An 18,317-nucleotide genomic window follows, 5' to 3' on the forward strand; every position below is an offset into this window, starting at 1 on the left:
GTTCCATGTTTAAAAAACTACGCGGTATTTTTTCAAATGATTTATCCATAGATCTGGGTACAGCCAATACGTTAATTTACGTCAAAGAGCAGGGGATTGTTCTTAACGAACCTTCAGTGGTTGCAATTCGCCATGATAAGCCTGGTGGCCCAAAAAGCGTCGCCTCTGTCGGCCATGAAGCTAAACAAATGCTAGGCCGAACGCCTGGTAATATTAAAGCAATTCGCCCGATGAAAGATGGCGTTATTGCAGACTTTTATGTAACAGAAAAAATGTTACAGCACTTCATTAAGCAAGTTCATAACAATAATTTCTTACGACCAAGCCCGCGAGTACTGATTTGTGTGCCTTGTGGTGCGACGCAAGTTGAAAAGCGAGCAATTCGTGAGTCAGCAATGGGCGCGGGTGCACGAGAAGTGTACTTAATTGAAGAGCCAATGGCTGCTGCGATAGGTGCAGGTCTACCTGTCTCTGAAGCAACGGGCTCAATGGTTGTTGATATCGGTGGTGGTACCACTGAAGTGGCTATTATTTCACTCAACGGAATTGTCTACTCATCATCAGTACGTATTGGTGGTGATAAGTTCGATGAAGCGATTATTAACTATGTACGTCGTAACTTTGGTAGTTTAATCGGCGAAGCGACTGCTGAAAGGATTAAACACGAAATTGGCTCAGCATTTAAAACTGACGATATTAAAGAGATTGAAGTCCGAGGCCGCAATTTAGCCGAAGGTGTTCCTCGTTCATTTACTCTTAACTCTCATGAGATTTTAGAAGCATTGCAAGAGCCGTTACAAGGAATTGTTAGTGCTGTAATGGTTGCACTTGAGCAGTCACCGCCTGAGTTGGCTTCAGATATTTCTGCTCACGGTATGGTATTAACGGGTGGTGGTGCATTATTAAGAGATCTTGATCGTTTATTAATGGAAGAAACAGGGATCCCTGTTGTGGTTGCCGATGATCCTCTCACGTGTGTGGCTCGTGGGGGGGGGAAAGCACTCGAAATGATCGATATGCATGGTGGTGATGTTTTTAGTTACGACTGATGAACTTACTTTTTGGAAGAAGCGCACCCTTACACCTGCGATTAGTTATCGCAGTTGTTTTGAGTGCGGCTTTAATGTTTGGAGATCGTTATACTGATGGCGCATCTGCCGTTCGGACCAGTCTCAATACCATTGTTAGTCCGCTGTTTTATTTTGCGAATTTACCCTATGAGCTCTTTAGTTGGGGCTCAGAAAACTTGCAAAGTCGTCGTTACCTCAATCAAGAAAACGATCAACTCAAAACCCAGCAGCTTTTAAATAGTGAGCGATTACAGCAGTTTGCTTTTCTTGAGCAAGAAAATCGTAAGCTTCGAGCGTTGTTGGGATCATCAAAAGTTCAAGAGAATAAAAAACTCGTTTCGCAAGTGTTGTCGGTCCACTCTAACCCATATAGTCATCAAGTCGTAATCAATAAAGGGCTACTTGATCAGGTGGTCGAGGGAGTTGCAGTCGTTGATGAAATGGGGATCGTTGGTCAAGTGACGCAGGTTGGTAGTACGACTAGTAGAGTGCTATTAATGACGGACATTATGCATGCAACACCGGTTCGAATTTTACGTAATAACGTGCGAACTGTTGTGGAAGGCATAGGTAAAATTAATCAAGTTAAGCTTTCTCATGTTCCACATAGTATGGATATCCGTATTGGAGATATCTTATACAGTTCGGGCTTAGGTGGCGTATTTCCGGAAGGGTACCCTGTTGCGACGGTCACTAAAATTACTCGTGACGAAGGACAGCCTTTTGCTCAAGTGTTTGCAGAACCTGTTGCTCAGCTCGATCGGATTCGTTTACTGGTGTTGTTATGGCAATCAGATGAGGCTGCTCTAAATGACTAGTCGACATTTCTGGCTTATTAGTTTTTCTATTTTTTCAGCGTTAGTCATGGCATTAGTGCCACTCCCTATCGCCATCGAAGCTTTTCGACCGGATTGGGTGTTATTGGTATTAATGTATTGGTCGATTGCGTTACCGCATCGAGTAAATATAGGGGTCGCTTGGTTAACGGGCCTATTGATGGATCTAGCTTTGGGTTCGCCACTTGGCGTGCATTCGTTGGCCTATTCGATATCAATTTACATTACAGCCAGTAACTATCAAAAAATTCGTAATTTTTCAGTGTGGCAGCAAGCTTTTTTAATCGCCTTATTTTTAGCGCTTTACCACCTTATTCAATTTTGGCTAAGCCACTTTCTTATCGATATTTATTTTCTACCGCAATACTTATGGCCAGTGCTAACAGGCGCACTTTGTTGGCCATGGATATTCTTGCTATTGCGTAAATATCGACGTAATTTTAGGATCCGTTAATGCTTCAACCTATTTATCTAGCCTCAGCATCACCTCGTCGTCGAGAACTCCTTACTCAACTTAATGTTGAGTTTTTGCAATTTAGTGTTGATGCAGATGAATCTGCTTTACCAAATGAAACACCCTATGAGCATGTGGCACGCTTAGCTCAGTTAAAAGCGCAAACCGGTGTGGCTATGGGGTATGATGATCGTCCTGTTTTAGGATCGGATACGATTGTTGTGATTAATGACCGCGTGTTAGGCAAGCCAAAAAGCCAACAAGATGCAGCGCAAATGATGGCGTTGTTATCAGGTAACACGCATCAAGTTATGACTGCAATTTCGGTGGCGACGAGTGAATTGACTCTGACAGATGTAGTGATTACAGACGTGACTTTTCGAGTGCTATCCGAGGCTGAAATTGCTGACTATTGGCATTCAGGTGAACCGCACGATAAGGCTGGCGGATATGGTATTCAAGGGTTAGGTGGTCGATTTGTTAGTCAGTTAAATGGCAGCTATTTTGCGGTGGTCGGTCTACCCTTATATGAAACCGAACAATTGTTACTTCGCTTTGAACAGGCATTATCATTGGTAGGAACCGAGCAATGAGCAGTGAATTATTAATTAATGTCACGCCAAATGAAACACGTGTTGCACTGATTGAAAATGGTGTATTACAAGAAGTTGAGCATGAGCGGGCAGGAAATCTAGGGATCGTTGGGAATATCTATCAAGGTAAAGTCAGTCGAGTGCTACCAGGCATGCAAGCTGCTTTTGTTGATATAGGGCTTGATAAAGCGGCGTTTTTACATGCATCAGATATCGTCAATAGTGCGTCAATTGTTGAAGGTGTCGATGAGCAGCCAATAAAGAAAGTTCAGGATATTAGAGAGTTAGTTCGCCAAGGGCAGCATATTATTGTGCAAGTGGTCAAAGACCCTCTCGGTACTAAAGGCGCGCGACTAACAACAGAAATTACCATCCCATCGCGTTACTTAGTGTTTATGCCAGATGCAACACATGTTGGCGTGAGCCAGCGCATCGAAACGGATGAAGAGCGAAAGCGCTTAAAAGAAATTGTTGCAGAATACAATGACGAAGAAGGTGGTTTTATTGTTCGCACTGCAGCGGAAGGGGCGAGTGAAGTTGAACTGGCCCATGATGCGAAGTTTTTGAAAAAACTATGGCAAAAAATTGTCACCAGACGCAAAGCGGCCCGAAAAGAAGTCTTGCTTCATGGCGATTTGACCTTGGCATTTCGTACTTTAAGAGATTATGTTGGTGAGGATATGGAGCGCATTCGTGTTGACTCTAAACTCGCCTTTCAGGAGCTCAAAGAGTTTACTGAAGAGTTTGTTCCTGAGCTGACCCCGACACTTGAGTATTACCCAGGTGAGCGACCTATTTTCGATCTTTTTGATGTAGAAAATGAAGTACAAAAAGCGCTGAAACGTAAAGTGGAGCTAAAGTCTGGCGGGTACCTGATTATCGATCAGACAGAAGCGATGACCACCATTGATATTAATACCGGTGCGTTTGTTGGCCATCGTAATTTAGAAGAAACGATTTTTAATACCAACACAGAAGCCACGCAAGCGATTGCGCGTCAATTACGTTTGCGAAATTTAGGCGGTATTATCATCATAGATTTCATTGATATGACAACAGCCGATCACAAACGCAGGGTGCTACACTCTTTGGAAGTTGCACTACAAAAAGATCGCGCAAAAGCGAATATTAATGGCTTTTCCACACTGGGTTTGGTCGAAATGACCCGAAAGCGCACTCGTGAAAGCTTAGGGCATATATTGTGTGGTGTGTGTCCTGTGTGTGACGGTCGCGGAGCGCTGAAAACGGTAGAGACGGTCTGTTACGAAATTTTGCGTGAGATTGTCAGAGTCAATCGCGCGTATGCTGCAGATAAGTTTGTGGTGTATGCATCGCAATCCGTCAGTGAGGCATTGTTAAATGATGAATATCATAACCTAGCTGAACTTGAACTATTTATTGGTAAACCTATCAAAATACAGATTGAGAGCTTGTATAATCAAGAGCAATTTGATGTGGTAATGATGTAGTGCAAAAAATTTCAACGTGGTGTTTTTTTTGTTTAAGAAAAATTTGGCAAGTAACAGCGATCACCTTAGTGTTAGTCGCTGTACTGCTATCCATTTTGAAATACAGTTTACCTTATGCAAATCAGTATAAATCTGACTTTGAAGGGATTATCGCGCAGCAATTTGGCGTCGAGCTTTACATTGGTAGTATTACTGCTGCTTGGCAAAATACCGGACCCGCACTGGTTTTAGAGAATATCTCTTTTCAGCCCAACGACATCGCACCTGTTGATTTACTGATTGCCGAAACCCGATTGCAGATTAATTTGTGGCAGTCTTTACTCGACCGTCAAGTGCGCTCAAGTTATTTTGTTTTAAACGGTGTGACTGCTTCCGTCAATACTACCGAGTTACTTAAACAACAAAAAGCGCAAACAGATACGAGCGGCTCCTCTGAGCTTGATTTAATCGAGGGGCTTTTTCTCGGTAATATTGGGCATTTTGCGTTAGAAAATAGCTTACTGGAAATCTATTTACAAAATGGCCAGCGACGCTCCATCGCGATCGAAAATGTAAGTTGGCAAAATAAAGATCAAAAACACCAAGGTCAAGGCCGTATTAGCTTACCTGGCATCGCTGAAAACTCTTTAGATGTAATTATTGATTTATATGGCGAGCAGTTTTCGAGTGCGTTTGGTGAGTTATATATTGCTGGTAAGACACTCAGTCTTGCGCCCTTATTGACTGATCTCACCCCTGACCATATTACTAAACTCAAATCAGATGTTAATTTTGAACTATGGGCGCGAATTGATGAGCAAATGATTAAATCATTACAGCTCGAATGGCAACCTAGTAGCCTTTCTTGGCAATATCAACAGCAAGAGCAGCGTTTAGCAATAGAATCTGGCAGCCTTCGTTGGCAGCCACAAACTGGCGGCTGGCAGCTCGATAGTTCACATTTAAAGTTAAGTACGAATCAAAAAGCGTGGCCGGATTTAGGCATTCACTTAGACAAATCCGCAGCGGGCTACCAAGCACAAGTTAATCATTTAAACTTGGCATTACTGCGTCAAATTGCGCAATTTGAATCTCTGAATAGTTTATCCCCCTTCATTGCTCGTCAGCCTAGCGGCATGCTTGAGCAAACTTACCTGCAATTTAAAGATGAATCAGATTGGCTCATTCAGCTCAAAGGGGCTGAATTGGGTTGGAATAATCTGGAAGACATTCCAGGTATGCAGGGGTTATCACTGACGTTAGCTTTGAGTCCAGAACGTGGCCGCATCGAAATTAGTGGCGAAGATAATTATCTGTTAACCGGTAATCTGTTTAGTCAGGCCATAGCCTACCAGCAACTGAATCTTGATTTTGACTTACAAAAGCAATCAAATGGCTGGCAAGTTACCAGTGACAATATCTGGTTACACAATCAAGATTTATCGTTAGGCGGTGAGCTCGCACTTGATTTAGGCCAAGACAAAGCAGTCGAATTATACCTTGAAGTGATGGGACCTCAGGCGACATTAGCCCGCCAATATTACCCGCGAGGGTATATGCCTCAAGGAACCATCGATTATTTGAATGGCGCAATTAAAGGTGGTGTTCTCGACAAGGTCAGGCTGCTATGGCAAGGAAAAATCGCTGATTTTCCTTACTCAGACAATAATGGCAAGTTTGAAGTACGAGCAGATGTAGTCGATGGAGTTTTTCAGTTTCAGCCCAACTGGCCAACGATTAATGATCTCGTTGCTGAATTAGTCTTTACTGGTGAGCGAATGGATATTTATAGCCAGCAAGGAGAACTGGTTAATTTAGCCTTAGGTCAATCGGTTACCGTCAGTATTGCTGATTTAGCTGATGCATCTTTGTTAACCGTTGATATTGATACGCAAGCGCAGGCTCAGACATTGGCGCCCTTTTTTGATGGGACGCCATTAGCTAAGCCATTGGGTTCTGTATTAAAAGTTGTACAAGGTAATGGGCTCGTTAAAGGTAAAGTGCACTTAGCTATTGGCCTTGACAACCCTCAGGTTATCGCCAGTGGCAGTGTTGACCTCAATAGTGCCGATATGTATATCAGCCAGCCCGGTTTACCCTTAACGCAGGTCAATGGCATATTGCGTTTTGAGAATAGCCAGATTGAGTTGCAAGGTGCAACGGCGAATTGGTTAGGTTTGCCTTTGTCTTTTTCGGTTGAAGGCGTACAAAAAGATAAAGAATATCAATTAAATGTTCAACTTGCCGCTAATTGGCCTGTTGAAGAATTTATTGGCAAGGGGAGTGGATTACTGACAGGCTATCTTACTGATGATTTACCTTTAGCTGCTAATTTAGATTTGAGTTTCCCTGAATCAGGGTTTAATTATCAAGCGACCATTCATTCTAATCTTGAAGGGTTAACCAGCTTATTGCCGCCACCTTATGCAAAGTCAGCGGATCAGCAGTGGAATTTAACGGGTACGGTTATCGGGGATGAGATTTCTAACCTTATTCGGGTCGGGATTGATGACAAACTATTTTTTAATGGCTTTTTGGCCAATGATACTGGAAAAATTACTCGCGCCCATTTAGTGGTGGCGCAAAAAGATTTAGGGATTAATCAGCAAGATTTTGATGTGACCATTGCCTTGCCCCATGCGAATTTAAACCAGTGGATCCCATTTATTGATCACATAATAGAAAAGAGCCAGCAATCACAGCAGCACTCTTTTATGCCGAGTTTGGGCAAAATCCAAGGCAATGTCGCAGAGGTAGATTTATCTGGGATCGTGTTTAATCAACTTGATTTTAAACTAGATAACTTTGATCAATCGACTCAGTTGAAATTAATGGCAAAAGAGCTTCGAGCAGAAGTCAGTATCCCAAAAGTACTTGCACAACGACCTATTTATGTCGAAGCTGATTACTTAAGAATTAACTTACCAAACACTGAATCTGAAGCCCAACCTGATGCCAACACAGATTGGCTAAAATCGCTTCCTTCTATTCGTTTTAATTGCGCTGATTGTAAAGTCGGCAGTTACCAGCTTGACCGAGTGATTTTAAATTTAGATCCCGGTGAAGATGGTATCTTAATTAGTGATTTGATTATTGATAAGACGGAGCACACCCTTAAAGCAAAAGGTGAGTGGCGGGCAGGCATTACCTCGCTTTTTGGGCAATTTACGAGCGATGATATTGGTGAGTTATTTGATGAATTTGATTTAACATCATCAATCAAAGATTCTCGGGCACAAGCGTCATTGAATCTCAATTGGCAAGGTACTCCTTATGAGTTTAACACCACAAGCTTGTCAGGAGATCTCAAGCTTGATTTAGGAGAAGGGCATTTAAGCGAAGTGAGTGATGGTGGGGCGCGGGTGTTTTCGTTGTTAAGCCTTGATTCATTGGTTCGAAAGCTAAAACTTGATTTTAGGGATGTATTCGCCAAAGGCTTTTTCTATAACAGTTTAAAAGGAAGCCTGCAGATTGAAAAAGGCATTGCTCGGACTTCAGATACAAAAATTGATGGTGTCCCAGCGGATATAAGCATAAAAGGTTATGCGGATTTAAATACCAAAAAAATTGATTATGACCTTGCTGTTGCACCTGAAGTTACATCAAGTATTCCGGTTATTGTCGCTTGGATGGTGAATCCTGTTACAGGATTAGCGGCGCTGGCAATTGATAAAGTGATACATTCGGCTCGCGTAATTTCGGAAATTAACTTTAAAATTAATGGCACCATGGATGAGCCTATCGTCACTGAACTTGGCAGAAAAAGCCGTGAAGTGGCATTACCGCAAGTCGCCAATGATCCTCCAACAATAGAGCAGCCTCAACCATGATAATCGCATGCCTGCAAATGACATCATGCCCCGATGTGACGCAAAATATGGATGAGTTAAAGCAACAATGCTTAAATTTACCAAAAGAGCGCCCTTTATTATTGTGTTTACCCGAAGGCTTTGCCTGTTTTGCTGGTGCTGCTGATGCAAACCTGCAATTAGCGAATAATGGTCAAGCTGATGAGGTCATAAAACAGTTAGTGGCACTGTGTCAAGAGCATAACATTTGGCTCTCGGCGGGTACGATCCCGTTGCCGGCATCACAGACACAGCATTGGGCGGCTTCTTTGTTATTCAATGCGCAAGGTGAGGTCGTCGGTTGTTACCACAAGATGCATTTGTTTGATGTTGAGGTGGCCGATGGCACGGGTCAATACCAAGAATCACGTTATACAGCTGCCGGTAATGAAGTCGTGGTGGTTGATTCTCCATTTGGTCCGATAGGACTCTCTGTTTGTTATGATGTCCGCTTTCCTGCTTTATATAATAAAATGCGTTTGGAAGGTGCAGAAATTTTGCTGGTTCCCAGTGCATTTACCTGCCCAACAGGTGAGGCACATTGGCATGCATTACTGCGTGCCAGAGCGATTGAAAATCAATGCTACGTGGTGGCTGCAGCGCAAGTTGGCGATCATGGTCATGGTCGTCATACTTATGGCCATAGTGTTATTATTTCGCCTTGGGGCGACATAATGGCAGAGAATAAAAAACACTGTGGTTTAATTTACCATACCCTAGATAGGTCAATGCTAGAGCAAATTCGAGCGAAAATGCCTATAATTTCACACACTAAGTTCACATGTGAGTTAAAAAATGAATTCTGAAGTCGAAAATAACCTGTTAAAAAATAGTTCGCTATGTCGTGAAGATTTAGAAAAAACCTTAGCGTTTATTCTTCAGCATCAGGTTGACTATGCAGATTTATATTTTCAGTCGAGCTACCACGAATCATGGATGTTGGAAGATGGTTTAGTCAAAGAAGGCTCTTATAACATTGAGCGTGGCGTTGGGGTGCGAGCTGTCAGTGGCGAGAAAACGGGTTTTTCGTATTCTGATGCAATTAATTTAGAAGCGCTTAATCAGGCAGCAACAGCTGCAAGAAGCATTGCAAAAGCAGGGCAAAATAAAACCGTACAAGTTTTTTCTGATATCGACAGTCCGTTGCAATTTGAAGCAGCCAAACCAATTTCAAGTATGTCGGATGATAAAAAAGTCGAGCTACTTCGAGAGATTGAGCAATATATTCGTCAGCTTGCTCCCGAAGCAAGTCAGGTGGTGACGTCTTTATCTGCCGTTTATGAAGAAGTGTTAGTTGCTGCCAGTGATGGTACCTTCGCAACGGATCAACGCCCTTTAATTCGCTTGAATTGTTCGGTGCTGTTAGAAAAAAACGGACGTCGTGAGCGCGGTGGTGCTGGTGGCGGCGCACGGTTAGATTATGGTTATTTTTATGAGTTAGAGGCTGGTAAACCGCGGTGGATGGCTTACGCCGAGGATGCAATTCATCAAGCTCGCGTTAATTTGGATGCGATTGATGCGCCAGCCGGTGCGATGCCTGTTGTGCTAGGTGGTGGCTGGCCTGGTGTACTTTTGCATGAAGCGGTGGGTCATGGTTTAGAAGGCGACTTTAATCGAAAAGAAGCATCTGCATTTAGTGGACGAGTCGGTGAAAAGGTTGCTTCAGAATTATGTACTGTGGTTGATGATGGCACTCTTGCAAATCGTCGCGGTTCTTTAAATATTGATGATGAAGGCACACCCGCGGCTTATAACGTATTGATTGAAAATGGTATCCTCAAAGGTTATATGCAAGACAAGTTGAATGCTCGGTTAATGGGAGTGGCTCCGACAGGGAATGGACGTCGTGAATCTTATGCACATTTACCTATGCCGCGGATGACAAATACTTACATGTTGGCAGGCGAAAGTAGCCAAGAGGATATAATAGCGAGTGTTAAGAACGGTATTTTTGCTGCCAATTTTGGCGGTGGGCAAGTTGATATCACTTCTGGAAAATTTGTTTTTTCTGCATCTGAGGCGTATTTAATTGAAAATGGGCGAGTCACAAGACCAATAAAAGGAGCGACTTTAATTGGTAATGGCCCAGAGGTGATGCAAAAAATCTCCATGGTGGGTAATGATTTATCGTTAGATAACGGAGTTGGTGTCTGCGGTAAAGATGGGCAAAGTGTCCCGGTTGGAGTGGGGCAACCAAGCCTTCGTATTGATGAATTGACCGTAGGTGGCACCGCTTAATTACAGATATAAAGCAATCAGCCATTTAAATATGAAAAGGTCGTAACTAACGGCCTTTTTTTGTGTGATTTATGTGTAACCAATATAGTTTGAGGGCAGTTTCATTTGCTACTATCTGATTTTTAATAAAAAGAGAGTGCCAATGTGGTATCGATGGGGATGGACCTGTTTTAGTTTGCTAAGTTTATCTGCGTGTATCGCCCCTAATGTATCAGAGTCAAACGATCAGACTCCTCCGGTTCTACATCCTCCAAAGCAGTTAAATACTCAACCAGTCAATAACACTCAGGTGGTGTTTAAGCCATCTAATTTGGTGATGTTGTCTAATACTCTTGCAGCGCAACAGTTAGGCGCGATCAAAATGGGTTTTATAGCCAGTGAAGCGTGTTTAAGCGCAGCGCAGCGTGTTCATATCATGCAAAAAAAGCTGATTAAAGACCTAAAAATCCAAGCTTATAATTTAGGTGCAAATTCAATGGTGTTAGAGCACTGTAGTCTACAGCGTAGAAGTGGTTGCCAGCGCCAGTTGAATTGTGAAGGTGTGGCCTATAGTGCCAGTGTGATGTTGTAAAAAAAAGCCGCGATAGCGGCTTTGGAGACTCAACTTGATTGGGTGTATTAAAGATCAAGCTGCGAATTCTGTTGTATTCTCATCGTGTCTAATTAGATAATCAAAGGCGCCTAAGCTGGCCGTTGCACCACTTCCTATTGCAATGATTATTTGCTTGTATGGTGTGTCAGTGACATCTCCCGCAGCGAAAACGCCAGGCATTGATGTTGCGCCATGCTTATCTGTTATGACTTCCCCTTGAGGCGAAAGACTTAGTGAATCTTTTAGCCAATCGGTATTGGGCAATAAACCAATTTGTACAAAAATACCGGCAAGCTCGATGTGCTGAACTTGTTGGGTCGCTCGATCTAGGTAAGTTAAGCCGGTGACCTTGTTACCATCTCCCAGTACTTCGGTGGTTTGTGCCTGAGTGATAATTGTAATGTTACCTAAACTACGTGCCTTTTTAATTAAGACCGCATCAGCTCGTAACTGTTCAGCAAACTCAAGAACCGTGACATGATCGGTAATATTGGCTAAATCAATCGCAGCTTCAATACCTGAGTTACCTCCACCAATAACCGCAACGCGCTTTCCTTTAAATAATGGACCATCACAATGAGGGCAGTATGCAACACCATGGCCTCGGTATTCTTTTTCTCCGGGTACATTCATTTCACGCCACCGTGCACCCGTTGCAACGACAACTGATTTAGCTGTTAGGTGCGCGCCACTTTCTAAATCAAGAATGAAACCGTTATCTGAGCGAAGTGATTGCGCTCTTTGGTGTGTTATTAAATCAACATCATAATCGCGGACATGTTCTTCAAGTTGCGCGACTAATTGCGGGCCTTGAGTCGCCTTGACTGATAGAAAATTCTCAATCCCTAAGGTTTCAGTCACTTGCCCCCCAAATTTTTCTGCCACAAGTGCTGTTTTGAGACCTTTACGTGCAGAGTAAACGGCCGCTGCAGCACCAGCAGGACCTGCTCCAACAATCAACACATCGTATTGATCTTTTTCGTTAAGCTTTGCAACGGTTTTTTCTGCACTGGACGAGTCGACTTTGCTTAAGATATCAGTCAGTGAAATAGCACCTTGGCTGAAAGGTTGGCCATTTAAATACACAGCAGGCACAGATAAAATATTGCGTTGTTGCACTTCATCTTGGAAAAGTGCGCCATCAATCATGGTCGCCTTTATGTTCGGGTTGATTGCCGCCATGCTGTTCAGTGCTTGCACTACGCCGGGGCAGGTTTGGCAACTGAGGGAAATATATATCTCGAAGTTCAATTCATTTTCGAGAGATTGAATTTGAGCGATTTGTTCAGGATCTATTTTGCTGTCATGACCACCAGTGTGCAAAATAGCCAAAATTAAGCTGGTAAACTCATGACCCATAGGTACACCAGCAAAATTAATTTCACTGCGAGGTCCTAAGACCGAGAGCATCGGAGAGCGTCGTTCTGAGAGCTGTGTGGTTGAGAGTGAAATCAGTGGATTAAGTTCACTCAGTTCAGTTGCCAACTGGTTTAGTTCAATGGATTTTTTACTCTCATCAAGATTAATCACCAATTGAACAGGGTGTGAAATAGCCGAAAAATGAGTTTGTAGTTGTGATTTTATCTTAGTGTCTAACATGATGACCTCCTTGAGAGAAAAAGAGCAGCCAAGCCAACTTGGCTGCATATGTTAAGTTAGATTTTGCCAACTAGGTCTAATGATGGTGCTAATGTCTCTTCACCTGGCTGCCATGATGCTGGACATACTTCGCCATCGTGACCGGCAACATATTGCGCAGCTTGGATTTTACGAAGTAACTCAGTTGCTGAGCGGCCGATACCTAAGTCGTGAGTTTCGATAATTTTGATTTCACCTTCAGGATTGAGTACAAATGTACCGCGAAGTGCTAAACCATCTTCTTCAATCATCACACCAAAATTGCGAGTGATGCGGCCAGTTGGGTCGCCAATCATAGGAAATTGTACTTTTCCAATTGTGTCTGACGAGTCATGCCATGCTTTATGTGCAAAGTGTGTGTCGGTTGAAACTGAGTAAACTTCAACACCTAGTTCTTGTAGTTTTGCGTAGTTGTCTGCTAAATCACCTAACTCCGTTGGGCACACAAAGGTGAAATCGGCTGGGTAGAAAAACACGACTGACCACTTTCCTAGTAAGTCTTGTTCAGTAAGGGCTTTAAAGTCACCGTTGTGATAAGCCATTGCGTTAAATGGTAGAAGTTTTGTATTGATAAGAGTTGTATTCATTGTTCTATCCTTTTTAAGGTTTAATAAAATGTGGAGCAGTTGTGCTGCTGTGATGAAAAGAATATGAGATTTAGATTGTGTGGTAAAATTGATTAATTGAATTGTAGTGTTCTAAAAAGTTGATGGATAAATGACGAGAGTTTAAATGAGGGCTTTTTTACTGGCTGGGGCGTGCAAAAATACTATACTTAAAGACCAAGCTGTTTAAAAAACACTCTTGGCATGCTTCTTGTTTAATAAATTGAGTATGACAAAAAATTGGCCAAGTGGAGGCAACATGCAAATTAACAGTGAATTAATGACTGGTGTAACAGCAAGTCCAGAAACAAATCAAGAAATCTTAACCATGCTCGGTATGCAAGAGCACCAAGGTGATATTCAGTATCACGTATATCACACCATTGCAGATAACAAAGAAGTGTATTGTTGTTTGTCTGGTGGTGTCGTTGAAAACAATGAAATTATGTTTACCCCAGTCGGGTTAGGTGCATTTGAAGCATTGACGCGAATCAAACCAGAGCAAGAGCAGTATTTTGCCGAAGAGCTCAAAATCGAAAATGGTTCGATTAAGGCGCAAATCGAAGAGATTTTGGCGAAAGTCCCAGATCAGTCAAAAGTCTGCTTTATTGGTGACATGACTGGTGATTTGAAAGAGTCTATCGCAGAGCTATTTCCTTTAGCATTGAACTAATGTACCTTAAAAGCCTGCACTAAAAGCGGATCATTGATCCGTTTTTTTATGGCTAAAATTAGCTCATGATGATTTATTCAGAAGCAGTTAAGTTAATTGAGTTTAAAGTGTTTATAAGATTTAAAGTGACTGGAGAAAAACATGACAGGTTTTAAAAAATTATTCTGTGTGATTGCGATGTCTAGCCCATTCATCGTAAATGCTGGTGAAGCATCGGTTACGTGGGGAGATTTAAAAGATTTCCGAGATGTTAGGCCAAGTAATGAAGTACGTGGCTCTTACCACAAACGTATTCAAAGCCAGTTTGAAAAGCACTTTATGGAATTATCTGCGCAACTTCCTGATGGATATAAATTAGGTGTGAAAGTGACTGATATTGACTTAGCTGGTGATGTAAATTTTTCAGGCTCTCGTGAGATGCGTATTGTGAAGCCAATCTTTTTTCCACGAGTTGAGTTTAATTATGTGCTGACAGATGGTGCTGGAAAATTGATTGATAAAGCAGATGTATCTATTAAAGACATGAGCTTTATGGATAAAATAAAGCGCGGCAGAGACGAAGAATTCCACTATGAGAAACGGTTAATTACAGAGTGGTTTGATAAAGAGCTTATGCCCAAGATTCAGTAACACTTCTTTATTTTCTCGCTCATAAATAATCAATCGCGGCACTTACAACAGTGCCGCTATTTCGTTGTAGAGTTTACTTGCTTGATCAGCATTGAGTTTGCCTTGTGAACTTGATTGCCCAATGGTTGAACTAACACGCACGACTTCATTACCTTGCTCAGCATTACGCTCACGCTGTGAAGTGGGTTCTTCTTGAGGTAAGCGTTGTAAATCTGTTGCTTGGTCAGAAATAGAGACGACATCAGCTGTTAATTGCTGTAACGATGGCAGCTGGTTGAAGGGTTCTGCTTGAGATGTTGACAGGCGCTCGGAACCAGCACTTTGAGGAGTGTTGGTGCTTGGAGCGATAGATGTATTCATTTGAGCCTCCTACACGAATAAAGACTCTCGTATAAGTGAGACAAAGTATAGGCAGTAAACGTGATTACTGCCATTAAAGGCGAGGAATATTCACACGCCAGTCTTAAAGTCACTCAATAAACGATGTAACTGCTGTAATTTTAGCACAGTCGTTTTTAACTGCTCCTGATCGAGTGTCTCTTGTTGGCTGAGCGCTTCAACATCAGTAGCAACATCAAGCACATAGGGTTTAAAACGTTTAGCTTCGACGCTAAAAGCTGAGTCTTTAGAAAATAAAGCTGCGAATTTACCTTTACCTTGCTTTGCTAGTTCATCTAATTGCAGATCTGCATCTAATGCTTGACGATAAACAATCTTTAAATTGTTATTTAATTGCTCAATGATGGAATTCATTATTAACCCTAAAGTTTGTTCAAAATCGGTCGCTATAATAAAGGTTAAGAACCAAAAAGTCAGTGTGATATGAATATTAATTCAAATTCTTTAGTACCAATGAATCACTCCGAAGGAGCTGCTGTTTATACCGCTGCTTTGAGTAAATCACATCAGAAGCTAGAAGGGCAAGCTGCGCTAGCTTTATTGCAAGCGTCAGCACAAGTGACCGCGAGCCTACCTAGTAGCCCTCCTTCAGCGACGCTTGGAGCTAATGTTGATGTGTGGGTTTAGCTAAAAGTACTTTTTATAACCCTAAATCAATAGGGGTTTTACTTTTCTCACCACCTAACTCTCTGACTAGTTTTGGCACCAGAAATCCTGGGAGCTGATTTAATACGTCTATCATCAACTGCTTTGCTTGCTCATCACTTATTTCAAAATGACTGGCGCCTTCAACTTTATCAAGTAGATGCAGATAATAAGGTAAAATATCCGCTTCGAATAACGCCTCACTTAACGCTACTTGCGCTGCCGTCGTATCGTTGATGCCTTTTAGCAGCACAGCCTGATTTAATAACGTCACGCCAGCACTTTTTAACTGACGAATTTTGTCACTGAGGGCCTTATCAATCTCATTGGCGTGATTAATATGTGTGACCATGATTGTTTTTAATCGTGTTTTTTTCAGTATTTGACAAAGCGTTTCGGTTATCCGATTTGGGATCACAACGGGAAGGCGAGTGTGGATCCTTAGTCGCGTGACGGTTTGAATTTTTTCTAGCTGCTCAACAAACCAATTTAATTGCTCATCATTGGCCATTAATGGATCGCCACCACTTAGGATTACTTCATTTATTTGTGGGTGGGCGGCAATATAAGCAAGCGGCTCCTGCATAGCTCGCTTATTTAAATGATTATCTTGATACGGAAAATGGCGTCTAAAACAATACCGACAATTGACCGCGCATCCAGTTCTGAAAATAATAAGAACACGGGAAGAATATTTGTGTAATAAGCCTGGAACTTCATTTTTTTGTTCTTTAAGAGGGTCTGAGCTATATCCTGCTTTTTTTAAAAACTCTTGGCGCAACGGCAGCACTTGCTGTAGCAAAGGATCATTGAAATTACCCTTTTGCATTTTGGCAATAAAAGGCAGGGGAACGCGCATAGCGAATAAAGAACGTGCCTCAGCATCTTCTACGTACAAATTACTGTCAATATTGAGCATTTCTAATAGCTTTTTAGGTTCAGAAACAGCTAAACTTAATTCTTTTTGCCAGTCAGTATGCAAATTTGCTTCAATTGTTTGTATCATAGGCCGGTATATTACTCGAATTTTATTGATAGAGGACACGATGGCGAATTATAGCACTAACGAATTCAAGGCTGGTCTAAAAATAATGATGGATGGTGAGCCATGCAACATTTTAGAAAATGAAATGGTTAAACCAGGTAAAGGTCAGGCGTTTAACCGAGTGCGGATCCGTAAATTGATCTCTGGCAAAGTGTTAGAAAAAACGTTTAAGTCGGGTGACTCTGTAGAAGGTGCTGATGTAATGGATACCGATTTAGGGTATTTATACACAGATGGTGAGTTCTGGCACTTCATGAACAATGAGACATTCGAGCAAATCGCCGCTGATGAGAAAGCTGTTGGCGAGAATGTTAAATGGTTAGTTGAAAACGACGTATGTACTATTACGTTGTGGAATGGCAGCCCAATTGCTGTGTCTCCACCTAATTTTGTTGAATTAGAAATCACTGAAACAGATCCTGGCTTAAAAGGTGATACGGCAGGTACTGGCGGTAAACCAGCGACTTTAAGCACAGGTGCAGTCGTACGTGTACCATTATTTGTTCAAATTGGCGAAGTGATCAAAGTAGATACTCGCAGTGGCGAATATGTGAGTCGTGTAGGTAAATAAGCCTCACTTTTAGAGATATAAAGTCCCAGCTTTAGCTGGGATTTTTTATGGGAGCAATTTATGCAGCATTGGCAACCAAGCAGTTCTAATCAGCATTTGCGCAAGCGCGCAGCGATTATTCGCCAAATTAGAGAGTTCTTTTATCAGCGCAATGTCTTGGAAGTTGACACTCCGTTGCTGTCTCAGGCGAGTGTGACAGATGTTCATTTGAGTAGTTTTTCAACAGAGTTTGTCGGCCCTGGGTTTGCTAAAGGGTTGACACTCTATTTGCAAACGTCGCCTGAATTTGCCATGAAACGTTTGTTAGCCGCTGATTTGGGCGCGATTTATCAACTAGGTAAGGCGTTTAGGAATGAAGAGGCGGGTCGTCATCATAATCCTGAGTTTACTATGCTTGAATGGTATCGACCTGGGTTTGATCACTTTGATTTAATGCAGGAAATATCAGAACTATTAACCGTAGTTTTAGGCACTACAAAGGTTCAGCGTCTCACTTATCAACAAGCATTCGAGCAAGTATTGAGTGTTGATCCTCTCAGTGCTACTTTGGAGCAACTTCAGCAAATATGCCAACAACAAGGTTTTGCCGAGATTGCGGCCCATGAAACAGATCGAGATACATTGCTGCAGCTGTTATTTTCGATGTGTGTAGAAACACAAATAGGGCAAACAGAACCGTGTTTTGTTTATCATTTTCCTGCCACGCAAGCGGCATTGGCTCAGTTATGTCCTGAAAATAATCAAGTGGCAGAGCGATTCGAGCTTTATTATAAGAATATGGAGCTGGCTAACGGCTTTCACGAATTAACTGATGCAGACGAGCAATTAAAGCGCTTTAATGAAGATAATATCAAGCGCCGTGCTGCGGGTCGTCATGAAGTGCCAATCGATCGCAATTTAATCGCAGCTCTTGAAAGTGGCATTGAGCCCTGTGCTGGAGTGGCCATTGGAGTCGACCGTTTAATTATGCTCGCTTTAGAGTGCACTCATATTAAAGAAGTACTGAGCTTTGATGTAACGCGCGCCTAATTG

At 42.2% G+C, this 18,317-nt stretch carries 19 protein-coding genes; 14 read left to right on the forward strand and 5 right to left on the reverse strand.

Translation table 11 applies throughout. From position 1 onward, the window contains the following. The first annotated feature begins 5 nt into the window (after nucleotides 1-5). From PULV_RS15655 to PULV_RS15695, 9 genes are all read left to right on the forward strand, one after another. Nucleotides 6-1,049 carry a rod shape-determining protein gene (locus PULV_RS15655; protein ID WP_086744067.1) on the forward strand — a complete coding sequence of 348 codons (1,044 nt, stop codon included), beginning with the start codon at nucleotides 6-8 and terminating at the stop codon, nucleotides 1,047-1,049. Beyond that, the gene (gene mreC, locus PULV_RS15660; protein ID WP_193332207.1) at nucleotides 1,049-1,888 is read left to right on the forward strand and encodes a rod shape-determining protein MreC; all 840 of its coding nucleotides are present in this window, start codon (nucleotides 1,049-1,051) and stop codon (nucleotides 1,886-1,888) included. Before PULV_RS15655 ends, mreC begins: the two co-directional genes overlap by 1 nt. Beyond that, the gene (gene mreD / locus PULV_RS15665; RefSeq protein WP_193332208.1) at nucleotides 1,881-2,360 is read left to right on the forward strand and encodes a rod shape-determining protein MreD; all 480 of its coding nucleotides are present in this window, start codon (nucleotides 1,881-1,883) and stop codon (nucleotides 2,358-2,360) included. Before mreC ends, mreD begins: the two co-directional genes overlap by 8 nt. Further along, complete coding sequence (locus tag PULV_RS15670; RefSeq protein ID WP_193332209.1) at nucleotides 2,360-2,953, forward strand: Maf family protein; 594 nt, start codon at nucleotides 2,360-2,362, stop codon at nucleotides 2,951-2,953. The genes mreD and PULV_RS15670 overlap by 1 nt, the downstream gene beginning before the upstream one ends. After that, on the forward strand, nucleotides 2,950-4,422 hold the full coding sequence (rng, locus tag PULV_RS15675) for a ribonuclease G (RefSeq protein WP_193332210.1): 1,473 nt from the start codon (nucleotides 2,950-2,952) through the stop codon (nucleotides 4,420-4,422). Before PULV_RS15670 ends, rng begins: the two co-directional genes overlap by 4 nt. After that, entirely contained in the window at nucleotides 4,422-8,231 is a 3,810-nt protein-coding gene (locus tag PULV_RS15680; protein ID WP_193332211.1) for a YhdP family protein, read from the forward strand. Before rng ends, PULV_RS15680 begins: the two co-directional genes overlap by 1 nt. Continuing rightward, nucleotides 8,228-9,055, forward strand: coding sequence for a carbon-nitrogen hydrolase family protein (locus PULV_RS15685; RefSeq protein ID WP_193332212.1), 828 nt, complete (start codon nucleotides 8,228-8,230; stop codon nucleotides 9,053-9,055). Before PULV_RS15680 ends, PULV_RS15685 begins: the two co-directional genes overlap by 4 nt. Next, on the forward strand, nucleotides 9,045-10,487 hold the full coding sequence (tldD, locus tag PULV_RS15690; protein WP_086744074.1) for a metalloprotease TldD: 1,443 nt from the start codon (nucleotides 9,045-9,047) through the stop codon (nucleotides 10,485-10,487). Before PULV_RS15685 ends, tldD begins: the two co-directional genes overlap by 11 nt. Before the next feature lie 142 nt (nucleotides 10,488-10,629). Further along, nucleotides 10,630-11,058, forward strand: coding sequence for a hypothetical protein (locus PULV_RS15695; RefSeq protein ID WP_193332213.1), 429 nt, complete (start codon nucleotides 10,630-10,632; stop codon nucleotides 11,056-11,058). Between the two features lie 54 nt (nucleotides 11,059-11,112). Here the strand turns inward: PULV_RS15695 and ahpF are convergent, their stop codons facing one another. Continuing rightward, on the reverse strand, nucleotides 11,113-12,678 hold the full coding sequence (gene ahpF, locus PULV_RS15700) for an alkyl hydroperoxide reductase subunit F (protein WP_193332214.1): 1,566 nt from the start codon (nucleotides 12,676-12,678) through the stop codon (nucleotides 11,113-11,115). 56 nt (nucleotides 12,679-12,734) lie between these two features. Next, nucleotides 12,735-13,304 (reverse strand): alkyl hydroperoxide reductase subunit C, encoded by a 570-nt coding sequence (gene ahpC / locus PULV_RS15705; protein WP_086744077.1) that lies wholly within the window; start codon nucleotides 13,302-13,304, stop codon nucleotides 12,735-12,737. Between the two features lie 277 nt (nucleotides 13,305-13,581). Between ahpC and PULV_RS15710 the strand changes: the two genes are divergently transcribed. Continuing rightward, nucleotides 13,582-13,995, forward strand: coding sequence for a hypothetical protein (locus tag PULV_RS15710; protein ID WP_086744078.1), 414 nt, complete (start codon nucleotides 13,582-13,584; stop codon nucleotides 13,993-13,995). Nucleotides 13,996-14,136: 141 nt separating this feature from the next. Next, the gene (locus PULV_RS15715) at nucleotides 14,137-14,625 is read left to right on the forward strand and encodes a DUF3016 domain-containing protein (protein ID WP_193332215.1); all 489 of its coding nucleotides are present in this window, start codon (nucleotides 14,137-14,139) and stop codon (nucleotides 14,623-14,625) included. A gap of 42 nt (nucleotides 14,626-14,667) precedes the next feature. Here the strand turns inward: PULV_RS15715 and PULV_RS15720 are convergent, their stop codons facing one another. Together PULV_RS15720 and PULV_RS15725 are read right to left on the reverse strand one after the other, a co-directional pair. Continuing rightward, nucleotides 14,668-14,985, reverse strand: a complete 318-nt coding sequence (locus PULV_RS15720) for a hypothetical protein (RefSeq protein ID WP_086744080.1) — start codon at nucleotides 14,983-14,985, stop codon at nucleotides 14,668-14,670. Between the two features lie 90 nt (nucleotides 14,986-15,075). Next, nucleotides 15,076-15,378, reverse strand: a complete 303-nt coding sequence (locus tag PULV_RS15725; protein WP_086744081.1) for a prephenate dehydrogenase — start codon at nucleotides 15,376-15,378, stop codon at nucleotides 15,076-15,078. Between the two features lie 69 nt (nucleotides 15,379-15,447). Here PULV_RS15725 and PULV_RS15730 point away from each other — a divergent pair, with 69 nt between their 5' ends. Next, nucleotides 15,448-15,651 (forward strand): hypothetical protein, encoded by a 204-nt coding sequence (locus PULV_RS15730; protein WP_086744082.1) that lies wholly within the window; start codon nucleotides 15,448-15,450, stop codon nucleotides 15,649-15,651. A 13-nt stretch (nucleotides 15,652-15,664) separates the two neighbouring features. On the opposite strand, the gene epmB is transcribed toward PULV_RS15730, so the two are convergent. Continuing rightward, nucleotides 15,665-16,675 carry an EF-P beta-lysylation protein EpmB gene (gene epmB / locus PULV_RS15735; RefSeq protein ID WP_086744083.1) on the reverse strand — a complete coding sequence of 337 codons (1,011 nt, stop codon included), beginning with the start codon at nucleotides 16,673-16,675 and terminating at the stop codon, nucleotides 15,665-15,667. A 40-nt stretch (nucleotides 16,676-16,715) separates the two neighbouring features. Between epmB and efp the strand changes: the two genes are divergently transcribed. Both efp and epmA read left to right on the forward strand, forming a co-directional pair. Next, nucleotides 16,716-17,285 (forward strand): elongation factor P, encoded by a 570-nt coding sequence (gene efp / locus PULV_RS15740; protein ID WP_086744084.1) that lies wholly within the window; start codon nucleotides 16,716-16,718, stop codon nucleotides 17,283-17,285. Nucleotides 17,286-17,345: 60 nt separating this feature from the next. After that, nucleotides 17,346-18,314 carry an elongation factor P--(R)-beta-lysine ligase gene (gene epmA / locus PULV_RS15745; RefSeq protein ID WP_086744085.1) on the forward strand — a complete coding sequence of 323 codons (969 nt, stop codon included), beginning with the start codon at nucleotides 17,346-17,348 and terminating at the stop codon, nucleotides 18,312-18,314. Nucleotides 18,315-18,317 lie beyond the last annotated feature (3 nt).

This window comes from Pseudoalteromonas ulvae UL12 (genome assembly GCF_014925405.1).
GTDB lineage: Bacteria > Pseudomonadota > Gammaproteobacteria > Enterobacterales > Alteromonadaceae > Pseudoalteromonas > Pseudoalteromonas ulvae.

Coding starts and splice junctions, on each gene's coding strand:
- PULV_RS15655 (WP_086744067.1), top strand. CDS start 6: ATGTTTAAAAAACTACGCGGTATTTTTTCAAATGATTTATCCATAGAT.
- mreC (WP_193332207.1), top strand. CDS start 1,049: ATGAACTTACTTTTTGGAAGAAGCGCACCCTTACACCTGCGATTAGTT.
- mreD (WP_193332208.1), top strand. CDS start 1,881: ATGACTAGTCGACATTTCTGGCTTATTAGTTTTTCTATTTTTTCAGCG.
- PULV_RS15670 (WP_193332209.1), top strand. CDS start 2,360: ATGCTTCAACCTATTTATCTAGCCTCAGCATCACCTCGTCGTCGAGAA.
- rng (WP_193332210.1), top strand. CDS start 2,950: ATGAGCAGTGAATTATTAATTAATGTCACGCCAAATGAAACACGTGTT.
- PULV_RS15685 (WP_193332212.1), top strand. CDS start 8,228: ATGATAATCGCATGCCTGCAAATGACATCATGCCCCGATGTGACGCAA.
- tldD (WP_086744074.1), top strand. CDS start 9,045: ATGAATTCTGAAGTCGAAAATAACCTGTTAAAAAATAGTTCGCTATGT.
- PULV_RS15695 (WP_193332213.1), top strand. CDS start 10,630: ATGTGGTATCGATGGGGATGGACCTGTTTTAGTTTGCTAAGTTTATCT.
- ahpF (WP_193332214.1), bottom strand. CDS start 12,678: ATGTTAGACACTAAGATAAAATCACAACTACAAACTCATTTTTCGGCT.
- ahpC (WP_086744077.1), bottom strand. CDS start 13,304: ATGAATACAACTCTTATCAATACAAAACTTCTACCATTTAACGCAATG.
- PULV_RS15710 (WP_086744078.1), top strand. CDS start 13,582: ATGCAAATTAACAGTGAATTAATGACTGGTGTAACAGCAAGTCCAGAA.
- PULV_RS15715 (WP_193332215.1), top strand. CDS start 14,137: ATGACAGGTTTTAAAAAATTATTCTGTGTGATTGCGATGTCTAGCCCA.
- PULV_RS15720 (WP_086744080.1), bottom strand. CDS start 14,985: ATGAATACATCTATCGCTCCAAGCACCAACACTCCTCAAAGTGCTGGT.
- PULV_RS15725 (WP_086744081.1), bottom strand. CDS start 15,378: ATGAATTCCATCATTGAGCAATTAAATAACAATTTAAAGATTGTTTAT.
- PULV_RS15730 (WP_086744082.1), top strand. CDS start 15,448: ATGAATATTAATTCAAATTCTTTAGTACCAATGAATCACTCCGAAGGA.
- epmB (WP_086744083.1), bottom strand. CDS start 16,675: ATGATACAAACAATTGAAGCAAATTTGCATACTGACTGGCAAAAAGAA.
- efp (WP_086744084.1), top strand. CDS start 16,716: ATGGCGAATTATAGCACTAACGAATTCAAGGCTGGTCTAAAAATAATG.
- epmA (WP_086744085.1), top strand. CDS start 17,346: ATGCAGCATTGGCAACCAAGCAGTTCTAATCAGCATTTGCGCAAGCGC.